We start from the raw sequence: 5,331 nt of genomic DNA on the forward strand, positions 1-5,331 counted from the left end.
CTCCCAGCCCAGCGATTCGAGCATCCCCCCTGGCGCTCCCGAGAACTTCGATGCCCCAGCGATGGCCACCTGGCTCGGAGACCTGATGGAGCACGCGCTGCGCTCCGCGCCAGGCAGCGTGCACGGCGCGGCCACACGAGCCCCTGAATCACCCGCCGAGTTGTTACAGCTCCTCGGCTCGTTGCAGCAGGACCTCGGCGCCCGCGGCGTAGAACTCCCGGACCTGACCGCACGCATCCAACCGCTGCTCTCCGCCCTGGAACAGGGTGGCGATGAGCCGCCAGAGGAATGGAAGGCCTTGCTTGAGGGGCTTGACGAGAACGCCGAAGACGTTGTCCGCGCGCTGCTCTCCCGGCTTCAGTCACCTCGGTAGACATCTCCCACCGTCTCAGCAGGTCTCAGGCACTTCACCCACCGCATGAGGTGACTTGACTAATAGTCTCAGTCTCGACACCATACACGCACTGCAAGTCGATACGGCGTTCATCAATCGTTATCCACGCGGTGCGGTTGGGGGAGCAACGTGGCTGGCTTTTCCGCCATCTATTCAGTCGGCGACTCGCTGGTCTCATATCTGAGACATGCCTATGAGCTGTCTCACGAGCCGGAAGGGCTGCCCACGTGCCGCTTCGAGCTCGTCCCCAGCGGGAAGATGGCGGGAAGTGAGAGCAACGCCCCGCCGGTCGAAGTCCCAGGCGTCACCCTCTTTCTCTACCGCGTCGCCGTCAATGAGCACCTGCGCAATGAGCCACGCGCGGAGGCGCCTCCACCGCTCGCGCTGGACTTGCATTACCTGCTCACGGTCTGGGCTGAGAACGTCGACGACGAGCACCGCATCATGGCCTGGGTCATGTTGCAGCTTCACACGCACAACGCGCTGAGCGCCTCGGACTTGTCCCCCGTGGGCGTCTGGCGCCCGGACGAGCTGGTGCAAATCATCCCAGCGGAAATCCCTCAAGAAGACATCTTGCGGATGTGGGACGCCTTGCGACGCCCCTATCGCCCTTCCGTCACCTACGTCGCCCGGGTCGTCTGCATCGACGTGCAGGGCAAGCCCGCTGGACGGCCCGTGGTGGCGCGGCGCTTCGACTTCACGAACGAGGTGCCCGGGCCATGATGCTCGAGCGCACCGACAGCCGCGCCCTGGCCGCCATCCGCTTCCTCGACGCGGAGACGCAACGCCCCCTCGCGGAGCCCATCACCGTCGCGGGGCAGGGCCTCCGCTTCGCGCGCAACGTCCGCGGGCTGCACGTGGTGACGGACGCGCCGGGCTTCTCCGACTACGCGGCGAGCTTCGAGCTGCCGGACCCGCTCCCCGCCGCGGCCGCCTTCACCCTGGTGGCGAGCGACCCCACACGCCGCTACCTGGCCCGGAGCTTCACGCTCGAGCTGCCACGAGACGCGACGGCTCCGCCCACGGGCCAGCCGCTCCCGCCCGACTCCGTCTTTCGCCCGGTCGACGTCACGCTCTACCCGTCCCCGCTGATGCGCCCCTCCGCGCGCAGTGCCGTGGTGCGGCTCCGTGTCGTGGACGTCCACGACAGGCCCCTGCCCGGCGCGCTGGTGTCGCTCGCGCTGGCCGACCCGGAAATCACGCGCTGGGGCCTGTCGAACGAGCGGGGTGACGCGCTCATCCTCGTGCCCGGAATTCCCATCGCGGACTGGAGCAACCCCGAGGCCTCCATCCACTTCACGTTCAGCCTGGCCGCGGCCTGGGCGGCGTCGACCCAGCCGCCGGACCCCGACGCGCTCGCCCAGGACTTCCACCCCTTGAGCAGCACCCTCGACGTCGCCGCCGGCGAAGAGGTCACCACCACCATCAAGCTCGATTGGGTCGAGCTCTGAACGTAACGAGAAAGGGGGGGCTCGCGTGCCTGAATATCTCGCACCCGGTGTCTACGTCGAAGAGACGAGTTTCCGAGCCAGGTCCATCGAGGGCGTCAGCACCAGCACCAGTGGCTTCGCGGGCCCCGCACGCAAGGGCCCCGTTGCCGGCACCCCGTCGCTGGTGACGAGCTTCCCCGAGTTCGTCCGGCTCTTCGGTGGCCTCACGGACCTGGACCTCACCGGCACCCAGGAGACGACCAACTACCTGGCGCACTCGGTCCGCGCCTACTTCAACGAGGGCGGCTCCCGCCTCTACGTGGCGCGCGTCTTCTCGGGGACGCCGGCCAACGCCACCGCTGGCGCGGACGTCATCGCCAACGCGGACGCGAACCTGCGCGCGCGCTTCACCGCCAGGTTCCCCGGCCGCGCGGGCAACGGGAGCATCAGCGTGCGGGAAGTGCTCGCGCCCGCCACCGTCGGCGCCATGCGGCGCGCCCCCACGGGCAGCCTGGTCCGGCTGAGTCAGACCGCCGCCTCGGCCGCGCGCGTCGTCGGCACCCTGCCCCCGCCCTTCGACCTCCCTGATGGCACCACACTCACGCTGACGTTCGACGGGAACACCGACGTCACCGTCACGTTCTCCGGGCGAAACGCGGAAGCAGCCGCGGCGGCGGAGCTCGACCCCACGACGACGTTCCTCGAAGCCAACCAGACGCTCACCGTCACGCTTGGCGGACAGGCGCAGACCCTCACCCTGCCCACCGACGCGCCGTTGACGCCCGCGGAGGTCGTGGACGCGCTCAACCGGCAGCTTCGTGGTGGTTACGCCCGGCTCAGCGGCGCCGATGACGCCGCGCCCGTCGGCCGGCTCATCCTGGGCACCGATGTCCGCGGCACCGGGGCGCTCATCCAGGTCTCGGCCAACCCGCAGCTCAAGCTCGACGCGCAGACGGTCGACAACGCGGCGGACCCGCAGAGCAACGTGAGCGACCTGGGCGCGGTGTCCCTCGCGGACCTCCAGGCGCTCCTGGGCGCCAACGCCACGGCGTCCGTCGAGGACGACGTGCTCGTCATCAGCCACCCGCTCCCCGGTGCCAGCCACTCGTTGGAGGTGGCCTCGGTGAGCTCCAGCGCGCTGGGCCTGGACGCGGCCACCGCGGAGCCCGGCACGGACGGCACGGCGGGGGTGACCTGGTGGCTGAAGCAGGCGAACGACACCTGGTCCAACGGCACTGACACGTTGCCGCTGCCGAACGACACCGCGTCGCAGTTCCAGCAACTGCCCGGGGACAGCCAGTTCGTCACGCTCACCGTCACCACGCAGGACGGGGACGGGCAGGAGCGGCTGTACGACGGGCTGGGCGTGGACCGCGCCCATCCCCGCTACCTGGGCCATGTGCTCACCGCTTCGCCCGCGACGCTCTCCGAGCAGATGGAGCGGATGTACGCGTTCGAGGCGGGCACCGGCCTGTCCGCGTTCGCCCTGCGCGCGGCGCTGGCCGCGGGCCCCTTCACGCTCACCGGCGGCTCCGACGGGAGCGAGCCGGGCGCGGCCTCGTATGATGACGCGCTCGAGCGGCTGGGCGGCGTGGAGGACATCTCCATCATCGCCGCGCCGGGCTCCTCGGCGTATGCCTCCGCGCAGGCGGTGCGGCTGGGGCTCATCAGCGCCGCGGAGCGACGCCGTGCCTATCGCATCGCGGTGCTGGACACGCCGCGCGGCTACGGGCCGCAGGACGCGGTGGCGCTTCGCGCGCAGGTGGACTCGACCAAGGCCGCGCTCTACTACCCCTGGGTCGTCGTCGCCAACCCGCTGGCCGGGCCCGAGGCGGCCGATGTGCCTCGTGAAATCGCGCTGCCGCCGTCCGCCTTCCTGTGCGGCATCTACGCCCGCAGCGACATCGAGCGCGGCGTGTTCAAGGCGCCCGCGAATGAAGTGGTCCGTGGCGCGCTGCGCTTCGAGCAGGACATCCACTTCGCGCAGCAGGAGACGCTCAACCCCCAGGGCGTCAACTGCCTGCGCTTCTTCCCGGGACGCGGCTACCGCGTGTGGGGCGCGCGCACCGTCAGCTCCGACCCGGAGTGGAAGTACGTGAACGTGCGGCGCTACTTCAACTTCCTGGAGCGCTCCGTGGACGACGGCACGCAGTGGGCCGTGTTCGAGCCCAACGGCGAGCGCCTGTGGGCCAACATCCGCGAGACGATTGGCAGCTTCCTCGAGAACCAGTGGCGCACCGGCGCGCTGCTGGGGACGGACCCGAGGCAGGCGTTCTTCGTCCGGTGTGACCGCACCACCATGGACCAGAACGACCTCGATAACGGCCGGCTCGTCTGCCTCATCGGCGTGGCGGTGGTGAAGCCCGCTGAGTTCGTCATCTTCCGCATCGGCCAGAAGACGGCGGATGCCCGGACCTAACGAAAAGGACTCGCCGCCATGCCTACCCGCCCCACGCCCTACGGCGCCTTCAATTTCGAGATCAGCTTCGACGGCACGTCCTTCGGTGGGTTCTCCGACGTGTCCGGACTCAGCACCGAGGTCACCCTCTCCGAGTACCGCGACGGCAACGACCCGGAGAACCACGTGCGCAAGGTGCCCGGCGCCTTCAAGACGGGCGACGTCACCCTCAAGCGCGGTGTCGTCGACTCGAGGGCCATCTGGACGTGGGTGGAGGACGTCCGCCGCAACGGTCCGCTGGGCCGCAAGGCCGCCGTCACCATCCGCCTGCTCGACGAGGCGCGCAACCCCGTGCAGTCGTGGAAGCTGGTGAACGTCACGCCCCTGAAGTTCACCGGCCCCACGCTGGCCGCCAAGGGGGGCGGGGACGTGGCCATGGAAGAGCTCGTCCTGGCCGCGGAGACGGTGCGGATGGGCTTCCCGGACGTGGACTGAGCGGAGCGACCGGGGGAGCTCCCAGGCCATGCGGCGACTGACCTTCGAAGTCACAGAGCGCGTGGCGCCCACCGCGCCCGAGCGGATGGACGTGGCCCTCTTCGTGGGCTTCGTCCGCCGCCGCCCGGGTGCGCCCGTGCCCACCGCGCTGTCGCGCTACCTGTTCGAGCAGGGGTGGATGACCGCCCCCACGCTCCGCGTGGACCCCAGCGACGCGCAGGACCCGCTCACCGACGTCCCCCTGCCCTTCGAGAGCCTCGCCGCCTTCGAGCGCGTCTTCGATTGGCGAGCCCGCGCCGGAACCACCCCCGACGAGTTCACCGCCCTGGGAGCGGCGGTGCAGGCCTTCTTCGTCCAGGGTGGGCGCAAGTGCTACGTGGTGCGCATGGCGGACCCGCTCACGCCAGGAGCGGAGCGCGCCACGCGGCTCGGGCGGCTGAACCTGCTGCTGCCGGGAAGCAGGCTGCCGGCGCCTCCCGGCATGGAGCACCCCGCCTCCGCCGTGGACCGCACGACGTGGCACGGCGCGGCCCACCTGTTCGGCCTGCAGGATGTGTCCTTCCTCTGCCTCCCCGATACGCCCGAGCTGGTGGCGGATGCGCCCGAGCCCCTCC

4 protein-coding genes and 2 pseudogenes are annotated in these 5,331 nt (G+C 70.2%); all 6 read left to right on the forward strand.

All coding sequences use genetic code 11. The annotated features are described in order from the left end of the window. Positions 1–373: pseudogene (locus G4D87_RS33165) on the forward strand (pentapeptide repeat-containing protein); the annotation flags it as partial. 150 nt (positions 374–523) lie between these two features. Further along, a complete protein-coding gene (locus G4D87_RS33170) occupies positions 524–1,117 on the forward strand; it encodes a Pvc16 family protein (RefSeq protein ID WP_163786691.1) in 594 nt (197 codons plus the stop codon). Then, positions 1,114–1,845 (forward strand): hypothetical protein, encoded by a 732-nt coding sequence (locus tag G4D87_RS33175; protein ID WP_163786692.1) that lies wholly within the window; start codon positions 1,114–1,116, stop codon positions 1,843–1,845. The genes G4D87_RS33170 and G4D87_RS33175 overlap by 4 nt, the downstream gene beginning before the upstream one ends. Positions 1,846–1,870: 25 nt before the next feature. After that, positions 1,871–4,243, forward strand: coding sequence for a phage tail sheath family protein (locus tag G4D87_RS33180; RefSeq protein WP_205507809.1), 2,373 nt, complete (start codon positions 1,871–1,873; stop codon positions 4,241–4,243). An 18-nt stretch (positions 4,244–4,261) separates the two neighbouring features. Then, positions 4,262–4,717, forward strand: coding sequence for a phage tail protein (locus G4D87_RS33185; protein ID WP_163786693.1), 456 nt, complete (start codon positions 4,262–4,264; stop codon positions 4,715–4,717). A 28-nt stretch (positions 4,718–4,745) separates the two neighbouring features. After that, positions 4,746–5,331, forward strand: a pseudogene (locus G4D87_RS33190) (phage tail sheath protein); the annotation flags it as partial.

It is taken from the genome of Myxococcus vastator, from assembly GCF_010894475.1.
Taxonomy (GTDB): Bacteria; Myxococcota; Myxococcia; order Myxococcales; family Myxococcaceae; genus Myxococcus; species Myxococcus vastator.

Coding starts and splice junctions, on each gene's coding strand:
- G4D87_RS33175 (WP_163786692.1), top strand. CDS start 1,114: ATGATGCTCGAGCGCACCGACAGCCGCGCCCTGGCCGCCATCCGCTTC.
- G4D87_RS33185 (WP_163786693.1), top strand. CDS start 4,262: ATGCCTACCCGCCCCACGCCCTACGGCGCCTTCAATTTCGAGATCAGC.